The sequence below is a fragment of the Flavobacterium rhizosphaerae genome, assembly GCF_046000445.1.
Taxonomy (GTDB): domain Bacteria; phylum Bacteroidota; class Bacteroidia; order Flavobacteriales; family Flavobacteriaceae; genus Flavobacterium; species Flavobacterium rhizosphaerae.
The window spans coordinates 46,486-63,794 of record NZ_JBELPZ010000015.1; the positions used below are offsets into that span (position 1 = coordinate 46,486).

10 protein-coding genes are annotated in these 17,309 nt (G+C 42.3%); 5 read left to right on the forward strand and 5 right to left on the reverse strand.

Going from position 1 to position 17,309, the window contains the following annotated elements:
* Positions 1 to 214: 214 nt before the first annotated feature.
* The 5 genes from ABS766_RS13120 to ABS766_RS13140 all read right to left on the reverse strand — a co-directional run bounded on the left by ABS766_RS13120 (position 215) and on the right by ABS766_RS13140 (position 9,554).
* A complete protein-coding gene (locus tag ABS766_RS13120) occupies positions 215 to 706 on the reverse strand; it encodes a hypothetical protein (RefSeq protein WP_408085643.1) in 492 nt (163 codons plus the stop codon).
* A gap of 140 nt (positions 707 to 846) precedes the next feature.
* A complete protein-coding gene (locus ABS766_RS13125) occupies positions 847 to 3,663 on the reverse strand; it encodes an alpha-amylase family glycosyl hydrolase (protein WP_408085644.1) in 2,817 nt (938 codons plus the stop codon).
* A 56-nt stretch (positions 3,664 to 3,719) separates the two neighbouring features.
* On the reverse strand, positions 3,720 to 4,865 hold the full coding sequence (locus tag ABS766_RS13130) for a SusE domain-containing protein (RefSeq protein ID WP_408085645.1): 1,146 nt from the start codon (positions 4,863 to 4,865) through the stop codon (positions 3,720 to 3,722).
* A 16-nt stretch (positions 4,866 to 4,881) separates the two neighbouring features.
* Positions 4,882 to 6,432 carry a RagB/SusD family nutrient uptake outer membrane protein gene (locus ABS766_RS13135; RefSeq protein WP_408085646.1) on the reverse strand — a complete coding sequence of 517 codons (1,551 nt, stop codon included), beginning with the start codon at positions 6,430 to 6,432 and terminating at the stop codon, positions 4,882 to 4,884.
* A 17-nt stretch (positions 6,433 to 6,449) separates the two neighbouring features.
* Entirely contained in the window at positions 6,450 to 9,554 is a 3,105-nt protein-coding gene (locus tag ABS766_RS13140) for a SusC/RagA family TonB-linked outer membrane protein (RefSeq protein ID WP_408085647.1), read from the reverse strand.
* A gap of 227 nt (positions 9,555 to 9,781) precedes the next feature.
* On the opposite strand from ABS766_RS13140, the gene ABS766_RS13145 reads away from it, so the two are divergent.
* The 5 genes from ABS766_RS13145 to ABS766_RS13165 all read left to right on the forward strand — a co-directional run bounded on the left by ABS766_RS13145 (position 9,782) and on the right by ABS766_RS13165 (position 17,294).
* A complete protein-coding gene (locus ABS766_RS13145; protein ID WP_408085648.1) occupies positions 9,782 to 10,804 on the forward strand; it encodes a LacI family DNA-binding transcriptional regulator in 1,023 nt (340 codons plus the stop codon).
* Positions 10,805 to 11,008: 204 nt separating this feature from the next.
* A complete protein-coding gene (locus ABS766_RS13150) occupies positions 11,009 to 12,382 on the forward strand; it encodes an MFS transporter (protein ID WP_408085649.1) in 1,374 nt (457 codons plus the stop codon).
* A 34-nt stretch (positions 12,383 to 12,416) separates the two neighbouring features.
* Complete coding sequence (gene pgmB, locus ABS766_RS13155) at positions 12,417 to 13,073, forward strand: beta-phosphoglucomutase (protein WP_408085650.1); 657 nt, start codon at positions 12,417 to 12,419, stop codon at positions 13,071 to 13,073.
* 4 nt (positions 13,074 to 13,077) lie between these two features.
* Positions 13,078 to 15,387, forward strand: coding sequence for a glycoside hydrolase family 65 protein (locus ABS766_RS13160; RefSeq protein ID WP_408085651.1), 2,310 nt, complete (start codon positions 13,078 to 13,080; stop codon positions 15,385 to 15,387).
* 68 nt (positions 15,388 to 15,455) lie between these two features.
* Entirely contained in the window at positions 15,456 to 17,294 is a 1,839-nt protein-coding gene (locus tag ABS766_RS13165; protein WP_408085652.1) for a glycoside hydrolase family 13 protein, read from the forward strand.
* Positions 17,295 to 17,309 lie beyond the last annotated feature (15 nt).

Below are 17,309 nucleotides of genomic sequence, written 5' to 3' on the forward strand. Positions count from 1 at the left end.
TAGCCAAGGCTGTTAATTATGAGTATTGTATGAATTTTTTTCTTAATTTGATTAAGGAAGTAAGCGTCCGCGCAAAACTAATATAATATTGTGTACTATACTGTGTCTATAAACCTGTTTTGTGTTTATGAAATTATATTTATGTAAAAACGGATAATCTAAATGCTATAAGGTTATAAAATATAACGCTGCATTATCCGGATTTGTAATCAAATTACAAATCATACCCTAAAGGCCGTAGTGTATTACTATAAGTAAGTATGTATTGTTTTTCGCCGCCGGGGTTTTTCATCAGGTATATGAATTTATATTTAGATGCCTTGTCTGCGGGAATGGTTATTACCTGTTTTGTAAGGTTATCATATACCTTAGTTTCTTTGGTGTTGTCTATTTTAAGCTTGTCTCCAATACCGGTATCCAGGTTGCTTATTATGTAGTCATTATATATACGTTTGCCTTTGCTTTTAACCTCAATTTTTTCTCCTTTGTAGTTTTGGGTAAATATAAGTACCGATGCTTCATTAGCGGTGGCTTTCAGTTCTGAAAGCACGTTGCTGCGCTCACTTGTAGTGGCCGCCCTGAAATCATCACGGTAGCGTACTTCAACCGATGACATATCATCTTTTTTAGTATCACTACTTGTTTTTGCGCTTTTGCACATTACCATAAAAAACGAAATTGCAATTATAAAAAACAGCTTTTTCATGCCTTGTTACGTATTTTTAAATTCATAAAACATAAAAATACATTTGGTGCCCCGTTTATCCAACAAGTTTATAATATATATAACAAAAGGGCTGCCATAAAGCAGCCCCTCTTGCATTACTTAAACTAACAAACCCAAATTTATTTAACAATAAGTTTTTTAGTGCTTATAGAGTTGTTTTCGTCGGTTATCCTTACCATATAAATACCTTTGGTAAGCCCGGTAATTGTATACTGTGTATTAGCCTGTGCAGGCCCAAATAATTTTACCAGTTGCCCGGTTATGGCATAAACCTCTACTTTGTTAACAGGTGTGTTTATGCTGAAATTATCAGTGGCAGGGTTAGGGTAAAGTGTAGCGGCAGGTGTACTTTGAAACGTTTGGTTGCCAAGATATGCCTGCTGGTTGCCCAGTAAAACAAATTCACCCGGTTGCAGGGTAATGTTCTGGGTGTTGCCGTCTACTGTACTGTTATCCCAAAGGTTGTACCAGGTGCCTGTGTATGGAAAAGAAGTGTTAACCGTTTTTGCAGTAACATCAAAATTGGCCAGCACTATAACATTGCGCAGTTCATCTGTTGCAATAGATTCATCCCAAATATCTATCCTTGGGGTGAGGCTGCCCGAAGTTACCGTAAAGGTATTGGTACTGAATACCGGGTTGCCGGTACGTATATTTATTAATTTACTCCATGCCTCATAAAGCGATTTGCGCTGTGGATTGGCATAGTACCCAATTTCAAAAGGAACGGGTTTTGGATTGGTGCGGCAACCGTTATCATATGTGCCGTTTTCGCAATAGTTTATGCCATAATCATACCCCAGTTCACCAAACTGCCAAAACATTTTAGGTCCGGGTACAGTAAATAAAATTGCCCCGATGGCTTTTTGGCGTTCTAAAGCAGTATTAAGGTCTTTTGCGCTGTAGTTGCCAGACTGGTTACCGTATAACAGGTTTTTAAACATAAGGCGTTCTTCGTCATGGCTTTCGGCATAGCCTACAAGCCTTGGCTGCTGGTAGCCCCTGTTTTCAAAATCAATACTGTTAAAGTTGCTGCCATCTGCATAGCCCATACTCAACTGGTTATAGGCATGGTTATAAATACCCCAAAGCATAATGCCTTTGCCTTCATCTACCCGGTAGTTGGCCCATTCGGTTTCTTCCGTTGCCGAACCGCCCACGCCAAGGTGTTCAAATATCACATAAAAATCGGGGTCAATAGCCCATTGGTAGTCTGCATATTGTTTTAATATGGCAACCCTGTCTGCCTGGTAGGCATTGGTACAGGTTTCGTCAGAAGCGGTACAGTTCTGGGTAAAGCCTTTTGTTAAATCCCAACGGAACCCGTCAATATTAAATTCGGTCATCCAGTGTTCTATAGTACGCTCTACATAATATTGCGTTAATGCGCTCTGGTGATTCAGGTCAGTACCCACGCTGTAGGCATGCTTAGCCGTTACGTTACAATAAGGGTTATCTGTAGCGGCATTGCCAAAGCCATCGCCATCGGGGTCATTTACCCACATACGTGCCAGTGGCGATCGCCCGTACACATGGTTAAGCGCTACATCAAGTATTACTGCTATACCGTTTTGGTGGCACAGGTCAATAAAATCCTTCATACTTTCAGCTGTGCCATACGCTTTATCATTAGCCGTGTGGAAAGCTGTGTTATACCCCCATGAAATATTGCCTTCAAACTCCATTACCGGCATAAGCTCTATAGCATTTATGTGCAGGTTTTTAAAATAATCTATCTGGTTAGAGAGCGACTCCCAAGTTTTAGTAGTATTAAAATCGCGTATAAGCGCCTCATAAATTATCAGGTCTTCTTTGGCCGGCCTTACCCAGTTAGTAGCCTGCCAGTTATAAGCGGTTTGCCCGGTTTGCAATACGGTTACTTCAAACTCCTGCCCGGCAGGGTAAACCGGCATATTTGGGTACACATCGGCAGTTATATAAGGGTCATCATAAGGAGATAATACTAAAGTGCTGAACGGGTCTGCTGTTTTAACCAATTGCTGCGAATTGGCTATAGGGGTTTCATCTACCACCCAATACTGGTAGCTGTAAGGCTGCCCGGCTGTAAGGCCGTTTAGCTGTAGCCAGAATTTGCCCGTTTCGGGGTCTTTTTTCATGGCATACGCTACGGTAGGCTGCCAGTTGTTAAAGCTGCCCGCCACATATACATAATCTTTGCCGGGTGCATTAAGCACAAGGGTAGCCGTTGTGGCATCAACATCACTATAGGTAATACCGTCCTGCACGCCCGCAGGCATAGCTGCGGTTGCCGTATTAGGGTTAACTATAACCCTGAAATTTTTGGTAATAACATTATCTCCCTGTGTAATTACAAGTTCATAATTTTGATTTGAAGTGATGTTACTATGGTTATAGTTATAGGAGGTAGTGTTATTAGCGGTGTTAATACTTGCCCCGTTGGCCATTAAGTTATAATTGGCATTGCCGCCCGTATTGGTAGCAGAAACAGTAAATGTGCTGCCCGATGCCAGCAATGTAGTGCTATTGGCTTGTGGGGCTGTGAGATTAACCTGAAATGCACCAACACTTATAAAATTATCTGAAGTTTGAGGAGAACCCGATGCCCCCCTTAATACTACACATATTTGTGTAATGGTGCTGGTTGTGGGTACCCCGAAATAAGAATATAAATCGGGTGTTAATTCTAATTTATAGGTGGTTCCTGATACGAGTGTAAGCTGTGGCTGTACTGTGTTTTCGCCCCAGTTGCCTATTACATACTGCCATTGCTGGTCATTAACCGTAAGGCCTATGTGTGCATATATGGTACCGGTGTAAGACGCCATAGGCGTGCCTGCTTTATCAAAAAATAAAGTAACAGGGCCATTTGCCACTGCCGGAGAAGGCGAGGTGGTAATTTGAGCAAAGCAAAAGGTGTTTGATAACACCATTAATAAAAGTAAAATCTTTTTCATAGTATGAACTAAAGTATAAAAGGGCTGGCAGCGCCAGCCCTTTTAATAGGTTATAATTATATTCCGGTTACGGTGGCAGTACCTGTAAAATCTATCATCAGAGTGATATCATGAGATCCTGCTGTTACGGTAAAGTTTCCGGCAGAGGGGTCATAAGTAACCATTGGGTCACTATTTCCGACATTAAATTTCCATGCATCATTTGCAATATAAGTACCTGTGTTGGCCGACCTGAATTTTAATTCGGCAGCGGTTAATGTTGCTGTAACAGACCAGGTATTGGTGGCAAAGTCATACGTCATTGGGGTTTCATCGCTCCACCCGCCAGGTGTTGAATCTCCTATAATACCCCATTGCATTTTTACTGCTTTGTATTGCATAGCATCCATGTCTACCCATACATAATACTGTCCGTCGCCATCGGCCTCAGCAACTTTAATATCGCCGCTGCCGCCTGAGTTTTCCAGGTTGCCATCCTGGGCGCCGCCAATGGTGCCATAGTTGCCTTCAAGGTCGCCCCAGTCTGCCTGTGCGCTAACAAATTTAAATCCGTCGCCAGCACCTACTTTTACATACGCTTCAAATACCTGTGTTGTACCGTCTCCAATATAACGCATTGGTATAGCTGTAACAGGAGACCAGGCATCCAGGCCATAGTATGCCTGTGGCGCACCAACTAAGTATAATACAGGGTCTTGTGGTTCTTCAATAACTTCGCCACTTCCAAAAGTAATGCTAAGGGCAAGCGGATCAGAAACCATTGGCAGATCATCATTATCGCCAATTGTTGCGGTTACCCTTACTTCTATTAGGGCATCCTCAGTATCAGGTAACCCTAAGCCGGGTGTGCCGGCATCTGTTGCATTTGTTAACAGGCTTTTAAGGCGTTCGCCAGTAAGTAATAAAAAGCGGTCTGTAGTGCTTCCTATTTCAAGCGGGGCCGTAAAATCTGTACCTGCCACCGCAATATCAACAGTATAATTAATTTCTGTTGACTCTGTATATGCTGCGTGATCCCATACTAATGTAAGCGCTGTGGTTTCCATAGCATTGGGATTAATAACTATATTGTCCCCACTTGCAGGTGCAATAAGCACAGGGGTTGTAGATTTATCTATGATGATTTTATTATCATCGCTACTGCACGACACTATCGATAAAAACAATACTGTTAATAATGATAAGCTAAATATCTTTTTCATTTGTTACGTATTAAGATTAATAACCTGGGTTTTGAGTTAAATTAAGATTTGCTTCCAGCGCACTTGTCGGAATAGGGAACACATTATATGTTGAAGGTATAGCCGAACCGTTAAGGCTGTTACCCTTCCACGGCCATAAATAGGTTCCGCCGGTAAACTTGCCAAAGCGTATAAGATCTGTCCTTCGTTGCCCTTCAAGGTTAAGTTCTCTGCCCCTTTCATCCAGTATAAAGTTAAGGTTAAGCTCAGCGGCAGAAATTGCACTGGCATTAGCCCTTTGCCTTACGGCATTTACATAAGTTAACGCCTGGCTTTCAGAACCGCCCCCGCCTCTCAAAACGCACTCGGCATATATCAGGTAGGCATCAGCCAGCCTGAAGAATGGAAAATCGGTAGGTGAAAAAGAGGTGGCGTTTGAGGTGCCTGTAAAGTTTGTGTTCCTAAATTTTATAGAAGGATAACCATCAGTCCATTGTTTATAATTTTCCATTTCATAACTGTGCCCTTCTGTCCAGAACAGGGCAGCCCTGTCATCGGTTGAGGTTTCCAGGTCTCCGTAAAGCGAATACCATGCTTTGGTAGCCCTGTGGCCCGACCAGCCTTCGGTAGCGCCAAACTGGCCCAGCGGCATGGTTTCGGTACCTAAAGACCCGTTTACAATATAAGTGGTGTTACCATAACTCTGGCTTACTACTGCATCGGCAATAAGCGGGAAGATAATTTCCGGCGAGGTGTTATTATCGCCCGAAAAGTTCATTACAAAGTTCTCTGCAAGGTTGTATCCGCCTTCATCTATAACCAGGCTTATATATTGTAAAGCATCATCATAACGCGGTGTACCGGTATATACCTCGGCATTAAGGTATAGTTTTGCCAATAGCATACGCACCACGCTTTTGTTTGCCCTTCCATACCCGGTGTTAAGCGGTAAAGACGGTTCTATAGCAAGAAGCTCGCTTTCTACATAGTTAAACAGTTCTGTCCTGCTGCTTTCTGGTAGTGGTACTGTGGTTCCGTAATTACTCTCGTTTACCAATACCCCTTTACCAAAACAGTCAATCATATAATAGTAAGCCAGTGACCTTATAAAACGCAGTTCGCTCACAATTTGCTCTTCGTTATTTACATCAACATTTTCAAGCGCCAGGATAATGTTTGTGGTTTGCGGCACTATGTAGTATACCCTGTCATATAAATACCTGAAGAATTTGTTTCTGGGATTCCAGTCAGACGTTGTGGTAAGCTGGTCTAAACCATCATCGCCCCAACGGTTCTTCATGCCGTCTGCAGTAAAATCCTGCAGGTTGATGATGCCTCTTAAAAAGGCAGTTTCGCCCGGGTCTGGACCGCTGATGTCCTGGCTGCCGGGGCCATTAGGTCCCGAAAGGGCAAAAGTACCGTACATTTTAGAGAGTAGTCCCTCTACCGCGTTAGGATCTTTTGCCAGAAGGTTCTCCAGCGATAATTCTACCTTAGGCTTTGTATCAAGGTCGCTGGTACAGGAAGCAGAGAGCAGCAGCAATGCCGCACTTATTCCTAAAATTATCTTTTTATTAAAATTTTTCATATTCAATTTTATTTTTATTAAAAGTCAAGATTTACACCGAAGTTGTAAATTCTCGGACGTGGATAAAAATTGTTATCTATAGCATTAAAGTTTTCAGGATCCTGGCCTGAATAATCTGTAACAATAAAAGCATTGTTTACTGTTGCATATATACGTAACGATGCAGTTTTTATCAGCTTATTAAATCTGTACCCCAGCGTAATGTTATCACACCTTAAAAAGGCAGCATTTTCCAGGTAGTAATCTGATAATGGTACGGGGTCCAGTATGGTTTTTATGCGTGGATCAGCGGCGCCGTCATAAAAGTCAAGTACGTTGTTAAGGCTGTTAGAGTTATTAGGCACCGGCCTGTTTACCCAGCCCCCCTGTAGTTTAACCGAGTTGTACACCTGCCCGTCTAACTGCCCGTGGAAGTTTGCCGAAAGGTCAAAGTTTTTGTAGTTGAAATTGGTGCTGAAACCAAAAGTCCAGTTAGGGCGCAATGCCTTGTAATACCTGTCAGCATCGGTTATCATACCATCCTGGTTACGGTCTTTAAAGGCGCCGGGAATAATGTGGCCCTCGCTATCATAAAGCTGCTCATATACATAGGCAGAGTAGGGCTGTGAGCCAACACTGTGCCTTGCCAGTTTTATACCGGTTGATACAGGTAGCCCGGATTCTCCGGCATCAATAGCCGTTACATCTTTCAGGTCTGTCACCTGGCCAAAGTTGTAGGCCATGTTGCCCAGTATTTCCCATGAAAAATTATCGGTAGTTATGGGTTTAAAGTTCAGGTCTACTTCTACACCTTTGTTTTCCATACTGCCCACATTTTGTATAATCTGGTTTGTTAAAAACTGTCCCGGTGGTACATAAGCTGTTACAAGCAGGTCATCAGTCACCTTTTTGTATACTTCTACACTACCCGAAACAAGCTGGTTTTTGAACAATGAAAAATCAAGACCCAGGTTATAGGTGGTAGTTACTTCCCATTTTAGTTTATCATTAAACGCATTAGCGCTATAGGTACTTACACCCGGCAGGTACTGGCTGTTAGGACTACCGATACCGAAAAGTGCCGAAGTAGGGTAATAACCGGCAACCTGCGTGATATCCTGCTGCCCTGTCTGGCCTACACCTAAACGGAGTTTAAGGTTGGTGATTACGCTGTTATCCCTTAAAAAGCTTTCGTCTGTAATCCTCCAGGCAAGTGCAGCAGCAGGGAAATAACCCCAGCGGTCATCTTTACGGAATAGTGAAGAGCCGTCTGCCCTTAGTGTAAATGTAAACAGGTATTTATCAAAAAGGTCTACATTGGCACGGCCAAAAAATGATTCAAGTACTGTTTTATTATAATATCTGTTATTTGGGTTTTGAGCATTAATTTGTTCTTCTCTTAAACCGGTAGTAGTGTTATACTGGTAGGTTGTTTTATACCCATCATTCACAAAACTCTGGTAAGAGTGGCCTGCCTGTGCATCAACACGGGTTATAACACCGTCAAACGTTTTGGTATAGGCCAGGTAAGCATCCATCAGCTTATTGGTAATGTGCTGTGTTTCCCTGTAGTTTACGCCCGGATTAAATACCCAGGTGTTATTTTCATTATCTTTTTGGTAAGTAGCAAATGCATATTGCCCAAACTCTTCCAGTATGCTGGCGCGAGAGGCATCTAAACCAAAGTTAACAACAGCCCTTAGCTCAGGAAGGAAATGCATTTTATAATCAAACTGAATGTTTCCTAAAAGCTTATTTACTTTTTCGGGCCTTCTCCTTTCATTTAAAAGGTTTACCGGGTTATACTGCCCATCAAAATCAAGCGGGTCTGATAAGGTTGTGTTTTGATAATAGCCACCAAAATTGTTAGTGTTGCCTGTAGCATATATAGGCTTAGTAGGGTCCATGTTTAACGAACCTGCAAGTACACTTCCTTCATCAATAGCATTTTTATCTACCCAAAGGCCTTTGGCATTTACATCTACTTTAAGGTGGTCATCAAAAAAAGTAGGGGTAAGTTTTACCGAGGCGCTGTACCGCTCGTAATCATTTGTTTTAACAAGGCCTTCGTTTTTAGTATAGCCAACAGAGGCGCGTACCGGCATTGTTTTAAACAGGTTAGCACGTGCGCTAAAATTATGGTCAGTAAAAAACGAGTTCCTTAGTATGGCATCCTGCCAGTTGGTGTTAGAAAGAATCCTTCCTTCTACCTCAGGCGTAGCCGGGTTGTCAAGAGCATCTGTTGTAGGGTCATCTACACCCAGCATATCAGTCAACCCTCTAATACCCTGCTCATAATTAGTCATGCTGTTAGGGTGGTATTCCTGTATAAAACGGGTAAAAGTAGGCCCGTCCATAACATCAATAATCTTTCTGGCCTTACCAAAGCCCACGCTGGCATTATAATTAAACTGCGGCGCGCCCGAAGTACCTTTTTTAGTAGTAATGATAATTACACCATTTGATGCCCTTGAACCGTAAATAGCCGTAGCCGAAGCATCTTTAAGTACGGTGAACGACTCAATGTCATTAGGATTTACCAAAGTAAGTGGGTTGCTTACACCGGCTGGTGTAACAAAGTCTAACGGTACACCATCTATAACTATAAGGGGGTTGTTTTGCGCGTTGAGTGAGCTACCACCGCGTATCCTTATATTTGGTGCGGCATCGGGCTGTCCGCCGTTGCTTGTTATACGTACACCGGGCGCCCTGCCTGCCAGTAACTGGTCTGCAGAGGTAATGGCCCCTTTATTAAATTCATCAGCATTTACCACGGTAAGTGCGCCTGTAGCATCTTTTTTAGTGGTGCTGCCGTACCCTATTACCACTACTTCCTGTAGTTGTGTGGCATCTTCTTTAAGGGTTATATCTATTTTAGCCTGTCCGTTATAAGTAATAACCTGGCTGGAAAAGCCTATAAAGCTAAATACGATTTTATCACCGTTGCTTACATTCCCCAGTGTATAATTACCATCCATATCGGTAACTGTACCGTTTTGCGTGCCCTGCACCAGCACATTTGCCCCCGGTATGGGCTGGGCTGTGAGGCTATCGCGAACAATACCGCTTACTGTGCTCTGAGCCAGTGCACTAAAAGGTAGTATAAGCAACAAAAGTAATAACTTTTTATACATTGTTTTCATACAAGTTGTTTAGGTTAAATTTTGCTTTTAAATAGCTTATAAATTCACTTCAGAGATTAAAATTATCTAAAATAGCAGTATAAAAAAACGTTTTCGAAATTCAGGGCTAACGCAAACGTTTGCGTGTTGAAAACTTTTCAATTTCAGGGCTTTATAGCGAGTAATATTGCTATTATAAGAAATATACTTTACCTTTATTTGTATATTAATAATTTTTGGTCAAAATCATGAAGAGAAAGGTTACCCTTAAACAAATTGCCCGTGAACTTGATGTATCTATTTCTACCGTATCAAAATCATTACGTAACAGCCCGGAAATCAGTGAGGATACACGCCAAAAAGTGCAGGCATTTGCAAAACTGTATAATTACAGGCCCAATAACATTGCACTAAGCCTTAAAAACAAGAAAACCAAAACCATTGGTATTATAATCCCGGAAATTGTACATCACTTTTTTGCAACGGTTATAGGGGGTATAGAGCAGGTAGCTAATGAAAACGGTTATAACGTAATTGTGTGCCTTAGCAATGAATCTTTTGATAAAGAAGTAATAAACATGGAGATGCTGGCTACGGGCAGTACCGATGGTTTTATCATGTCGTTAAGCAAGGAAACTGAACAAAAGAAGGATTTTCACCACATACAGGAGGTAATTAACCAGGGGATGCCGGTAGTAATGTTTGACAGGGTTACCAACGATGTACTTTGTGATAAAGTGATTATAGATGACCAGATGGCGGCGTATGAAGCAGTAGACTATCTTATTGGTAAAGGTTTTAAAAAGATTGCATTGGTTACTACTGTTGATTATGTAAGTGTGGGCAAACTGCGTACTGATGGCTATATAAATGCGCTGCACGACCATGATATGGCTGTAGATGATACGCTGATTGTTAAGATTGAGGATATTGAACATTGCGAGGAGCCTATTGCAGCACTGCTGAAAACACAAAAGCCCGATGCTATATTTGCAGTAAATGAACTTTTTGCGGTTACCTGTATTAAACAGGCCAATAAAATAGGCATAAAAGTGCCGGACGACCTGAGTGTTATAGGATTTACTGATGGTATTATATCACAATACAGCAGCCCAAGCATTACTACCGTGAGCCAAAATGGCGAAGTTATGGGGGGGCGTGCCGCAAAAATGCTTATAGACAGACTTGAACTGGAGGAAGAAAATGAACTTTACAAGACAGAACTGATAGAAACCCACCTTGTAGAACGGGAATCTACGACAACCTTGTAGTTTTATTTAAAACACTGATTTTTAAAACTTTAATTTTTAATAATTTCATTCGTCAATAAAAAATATTTTTACGAAACCGTTTTTTTAAATTAAAAACCATTTATATTTGTTACTGATTATCAAAGCTTATAACATTCACTTCAACAAATTTTTTAAGTTTTGATAAGCATTACGCTTATCGTATACAATAATTAAATTACGATAATGGAAAAGCGTAAATTAGGTTTCTGGGAAATCTGGAACATGAGTTTCGGGTACCTGGGAATACAAATGGGCTTTGCACTGCAAAATGCCAATGCAAGCCGCATCCTTCAGACTTTTGGTGCCGATGTACACACCCTTTCGTGGTTCTGGATTATTCCGCCGCTAATGGGGCTTATTGTACAGCCAATCATCGGGCATTACAGTGACCGTACCTGGACGCGTTTTGGCCGCAGGAAACCTTATTTTCTTGCAGGTTCTTTACTGGCAGCTCTTGGCCTGGTATTTATGCCTCAGGCAGGTGCCCTAACGGCATTAATGCCTGCCCTTTGGATAGGTGCCGGTTTCCTGATGATTATGGATGCGTCATTCAATATCGCTATGGAGCCATTCAGGGCTTTGGTGGCAGATATTCTGCCTTCAGACCAAAGGACACTGGGCTTTAGCATTCAAACCGTACTTATTGGTATTGGCGCCGTAATTGGCTCCTGGTTGCCTTATGCACTGGTTAACTGGTTTGGGGTGCCTTTTGAAGATGTACCCGGTCAAATTCCGTACCATGTTATACTTTCTTTTATAATAGGGGCTATTGCTATTGTTGTGGCTATACTTATTACGGTTACTACGACAAAAGAATATTCTCCGCAGGAGGTTGCGGCTTTTGAGGCAGCTACTGCCGAAGCCGGAGCTCCGGTACTTGAAGAGGAAAAACACAGCATACTGGATATTTTTAGTGATTTTGCCAAAATGCCAAAAACCATGCGGCAGCTTAGCTGGGTGCAGTTTTTTAGCTGGTTTGGCCTTTTTGGTATGTGGGTTTATGCCACCCCGGCTATTGCCCATCACTTATACGGCACACCCCTGAAGGAAGTTGCTGAATTTACCAAAGATGAAAACGCACTGTACCAAAAGGCAGGAGACTGGGTGGGTATCATTTTTGGGGTATACAACCTTGTATCGGCCATAGTTGCATTTTTTATACCTGCCATAGCAAAAGCTATCGGGCGTAAAAAAACGCATATCATTGCCCTTATTATTGGTGGTTTCGGGCTTATATCAGTATACTTTGTGCCTAACCCGCAGTGGCTCATACTTTCTATGGTTGGCGTTGGGGTAGCTTGGGCCAGCATTCTGGCTACACCCTATGCCATACTTACAGGAGCCATACCCCCACGCAAAATGGGAGTGTATATGGGTATTTTCAATTTCTTTATTGTTATTCCGCAAATTGTAAATGCATTAATTGGCGGACCTATGGTTAAGTACCTGTATCATGGCAATGCTGTTTATGCCATAGTGCTAAGCGGTATATCTTTTTTTATAGCTGCGTTATTTGTAACACGGGTTAAAGATATTGATGAAGAGGTAATTATATAACGCTTTTCCTGCAATAATAAACACTTTAAAATTAATGAAACAAAAGGCATTTATATTTGACCTTGATGGCGTAATTGTAGATACTGCCAAGTACCATTACCTGGCATGGCAGAAAATTGCAAACCGTTTAGGAATTTATTTTACCCACGAGCATAATGAGTTGCTAAAAGGCGTGAGCCGGGTACAATCGTTAGAAATTATATTGGGGCTTGGCAAGGTAGAGGCTTCGCAGGAAGATAAAGATACCTGGCTGGTGGAAAAAAATGAAGATTACCTAAACTACATTACTAACATGGAGGCCGATGAAATTCTTGACGGGGTACTGCCTGTGCTGGAATGGCTTAAAGAAAGCAACCAGCCCATAGCATTGGGTTCTGCCAGTAAAAATGCACGGCCTATACTTGAAAAGGTAGGTATCATGGACTATTTTGATGCCATTGTAGATGGTAATGATGTAACCAATGCTAAGCCCGACCCGGAAGTGTTTCTCATCGCGGCGCAAAAACTCGGCAAAACTGCACAAGACTCTATAGTGTTTGAAGATTCTGTTGCCGGCATACAGGCTGCAAACATAGCCGGTATGGTAAGTATAGGCATTGGTGATAAGTCAGTATTGAACGAAGCACAATTCAACTTCAAAAATTTTACAGAAATACACACACAATTTTTACAAACATTAGTCAATAAATAATAAAATGAACCAGGATTATATAGTACCCGATAACTGGAGTATAATAGAAGAAGGATTTGACGCCACAAGGGTAAAGTCGTCCGAGAGCCTGTTCAGTATCGGTAACGGAGCCATGGGCCAGCGTGCCAACTTTGAGGAGCACTACAGTGGGCCTACATTTCAGGGGAGTTATATAGGCGGTGTTTACTATCCGGATAAAACAAAAGTGGGATGGTGGAAAAACGGCTACCCTGAATATTTTGCCAAAGTACTTAATGCCCCTAATTGGATAGGCATAGATATAGAAATTAACGGCGAGGCATTAGACCTTGCACAATGCAGCGTAATAAATAACTTTCGCCGCGAACTGAATATGAAAGAAGGCTGGCTAAGCCGCTCTTTTGAAGCCGTACTGCAAAACGGTACAGAAGTAAAGGTAAATGTTTTACGTTTCCTTTCGCTTAATGAAGATGAACTTGGGGCCATTAAATATGAGGTTACACCGCTTAATCGGGCGGCAAACATCAGCATTAAGCCGTATGTAGATGCCGGGGTTAAAAATATGGATGCCAACTGGGAAGAAACCTTTTGGCAACCGCTGGATGTAAAGCATGGCGGTAACGAAGGTTTTGTAACCGCACGTACTTACAAAACACAGTTTGGCGTGGCTACCTATATGCACAACTGCATTATGCTGAACGGTGCCGACCTTGAAATTTTACCCATAAGCGCTGATACAACCGATAAAAAAGTACAGTTTACTTATACGGTAGAGGCAAACATGAACGATACAGCTGCCATAGTGAAATTTGGAGGCTATACCGCCACCATGAACCACGCAGAAGATAAGCTGATAACTGCCGCAAAAGCTAATATAGCTGCTGCAAAGGCAAAAGGTTTTGATATGCTGCTTGATGAGCAAAAGCAGGCCTGGGCAGCAATATGGGAAATGGCTGATATAACCATTGATGGCGATGTAAAAGCACAGCAGGGTATCCGCTTTAATATTTTCCAGCTTAACCAAACGTATTCCGGTAAAGACCCAAGGCTTAACATTGGCCCGAAAGGTTTTACAGGAGAGAAATATGGCGGCAGTACCTATTGGGATACTGAGGCCTACTGTATTCAGTTCTACATGGCTACCAAAGACCAGCAGGTGGCACGCAACCTGCTGACATACCGCCACAACCAGTTGGGCAAGGCAATTGAAAATGCCGAAAAACTGGGCTTTAAGAATGGGGCAGCATTATACCCTATGGTTACCATGAATGGCGAAGAATGCCATAACGAATGGGAAATTACCTTTGAGGAAATACACCGTAACGGCGCTATTGCCTTTGCCATATATAACTACGACCGTTTTACAGGAGATTACAGTTACATCCCCGAAAAAGGCCTTGAAGTACTTATAGGTATTGCACGTTTCTGGCACCAGAGAGCCACGTGGTCGGCACACAAAAATAAGTATATGATACTGGGTGTTACCGGCCCTAACGAGTATGAAAACAACGTGAACAATAATTTCTATACCAATTACATAGCTAAATGGTGTATAGATTATACGGTTGAGCAAATAGAAAAAGTGCGTGATGAGTATGCAGATGATTACAACCGCATAATGCCTTTGGTAAACCTTACCGATGAAGAAATACGCGACTGGAAGGTTGTTGCCGACGGTATGTATTTCCCCTACAGTGAAGAATTTGGTGTGTATTTACAACAGGACAGTTTTTTGGATAAAGAACTGATACCCGTAAGCCAGCTTGACCGCAGCCAGCGTCCAATAAACCAGAAATGGAGCTGGGACAGGATTTTGCGTTCGTGCTACATAAAACAGGCCGATGTGCTACAGGGCTTCTACTTTTTTGAAGACCATTTCAGCAAAAACCAGCTTGAAAAGCATTTCGACTTTTATGAGCCGCTTACGGTGCATGAGTCCAGCCTTTCGCCATGCGTACACAGCATACAGGCAGCCAGCCTTGACAGGATGGAGCAGGCGTATACTTTTTATCTGAGGACATCGCGCCTGGATCTTGACGATTATAACAAAGAGGTGAAGGAAGGCCTGCACATTACTAGTATGGCCGGAACCTGGATGAGTATTGTTGAAGGTTTTGGCGGTATGCGTGTTAAAAATAACATGCTCTACTTTGAGCCGAAGATACCGGCACAGTGGCAGGGATATTCGTTTAAAATAAACTTCCGTGGGCAGGTGCTTAAAGTTTCAGTACAATCAGGAGAAACCCATTTTTCTCTTGAGGGCAACAAAGAGCTTGATGTGGTGGTAAATGGGCTTAGTGTTACTGTAAAGCCTAATCAGTTACTGACGGTGTAAGTATAACAAAATTTATAATATACTCCGTTACCCTCTCCCAAACAAGAGGGGCAGGGGTGAAGAAAAACATGAAAAAATTACTTTACATTTTATTATTAGGTACTACGGCTGTTTTTGCCCAGTTACAAAAAGTAGAACCACCTTTTTGGTGGAGCGGTATGCACAACCCGGAACTACAGGTTATGTTTTACGGCAATAATATTGCGCAATACACACCGGAAGTTTCTAACGGGGTGGTTATTACCGGGGTTACAAAAACCGAAAACCCAAACTATATTTTTGTTACCATAGATACCAAAAACATTCCGGCAGGTGTGCTTACATTCTCGTTTAAAAACAGCAAAAGCAAAGTAGCCTTCACGCAGCAATACGAGTTGAAGCAACGCAGGGAGAATTCGGCCATACGAGAAAGCTATGATTCATCGGATATGATTTATCTGTTGATGCCCGACAGGTTTGCCAATGGTAACCCGGATAATGATTCAGCCACAGGCGTAACCGAAAAAGCCAACCGTGCCGATAGTAACGGTCGCCACGGGGGAGATATACAGGGTATTATAGACCATTTGGATTACCTTGAAGAACTCGGTGCCACCGCGGTGTGGAGTACTCCCCTTTGTGAGGATAACGATAAAGCGTACAGCTACCATGGCTATGCCCAAAGCGATGTATATAAAATAGACCCCCGCTATGGGTCTAATGAAAATTACAAACGCCTTTCGGCAGAAATGAAAAAGCGCGGTATGAAACTGGTTATGGATTATGTAACCAACCACTGGGGCGCTGAGCACTGGATGTATAAAGATTTACCAACGTATAACTGGATACACCAGTTTCCGGGATATTCGCAGAGCAATTACCGTATGGCAACACAGTTTGCGCCAAATGCCAGCCAGATAGATAAAAGGCAGTGCGTAGACGGCTGGTTTGTACGCACCATGCCCGATTTAAACCAGAGCAACCCGCTGGTACTGAAATATCTTACCCAAAATGCCATTTGGTGGATTGAATATGCAGACCTGGGCGGTTTCCGTGTAGATACGTATTCTTATAATGATAAAGAAGGTATTGCAAAATGGACTAAAGCCATTACCGATGAATACCCGTATTTTAATATTGCCGGGGAAGTCTGGATGAACGACCAGGCGCAGATTGCCTACTGGCAGAAAGACAGTAAGATAGGCGCTATACAAAGCTACAACTCGCACCTGCCCACGGTAATGGATTTTACCGGGATGGATGCTATTGCTGCTGCTTTTAATGAAAACGAAACAGGTTGGGCAAACGGCATGCAGCGTATGTATGATAATTTTGCCAACGATTTTTTATACCCCGACATTAACAACATACTGGTGTTTGCCGAGAACCACGATACCGGGCGTCTAAATGAAATATATAAAGGCGACTTCGATAAATACCGTATGGCAATGGCGCTTGTAGCTACCGTAAGGGGTATACCGCAACTGTATTATGGTAGTGAAATAGGCATGGCTGGGGATAAAGGCAAAGGCGATGGCGACATACGCCGTGATTTCCCCGGCGGGTGGAAGGGTGACAGTAATGATGCCTTTACTAAAAAGGGGCGCACGGATGAGCAGCAACAATTTTTTGACTATACATCAAAACTGTTTACATGGCGTAAAAATAAAGAGGTAATTCATACCGGTAAAACCACACAATACCTGCCGTATGATAATGTATATGTGTATTTCCGCTATAATGATACCGATACGGTAATGGTACTAATTAATGATGCTGCCGAAAGCCGTACGCTAAAAACCGACCGCTTTGCAGAAAATATAAAACAGCATACATCGGGTACTGATGTTATTACCGGTAAAAAAACAGACATCAGCAAAGAAATTACCTTAGAACCGAAGTCGGCACTGATATTAGAGTTAAACTAAAGCGATAACCAAACC